This window comes from Brenneria tiliae, from assembly GCF_023347575.1.
Lineage (GTDB): Bacteria > Pseudomonadota > Gammaproteobacteria > Enterobacterales > Enterobacteriaceae > Brenneria > Brenneria corticis.
The window spans coordinates 1-364 of record NZ_JAKPCB010000057.1 but is presented as its reverse complement, the minus strand read 5'-3'; the positions used below and the strand labels follow the sequence as shown (position 1 = coordinate 364).

Annotated in this window: 1 rRNA gene; it reads right to left on the bottom strand. The window is 50.3% G+C overall.

Annotated elements, in window-relative coordinates:
- Positions 1-319: ribosomal RNA gene (locus MFP24_RS00285) — 23S ribosomal RNA — on the bottom strand; the annotation flags it as partial.
- Positions 320-364: the final 45 nt, after the last annotated feature.

Genomic DNA, 364 nt, shown 5'->3' with positions numbered 1-364 from the left:
TTCACGAGGCGCTACCTAAATAGCTTTCGGGGAGAACCAGCTATCTCCCGGTTTGATTGGCCTTTCACCCCCAGCCACAAGTCATCCGCTAATTTTTCAACATTAGTCGGTTCGGTCCTCCAGTTAGTGTTACCCAACCTTCAACCTGCCCATGGCTAGATCACCGGGTTTCGGGTCTATACCCTGCAACTTGACGCCCAGTTAAGACTCGGTTTCCCTACGGCTCCCCTATGCGGTTAACCTTGCTACAGAATATAAGTCGCTGACCCATTATACAAAAGGTACGCAGTCACCCCACCCCAAAACACTCACTGCTTGTTTTGTGTGTTGGTCATCGCATAAAACGCGATGACAACCGTCACCT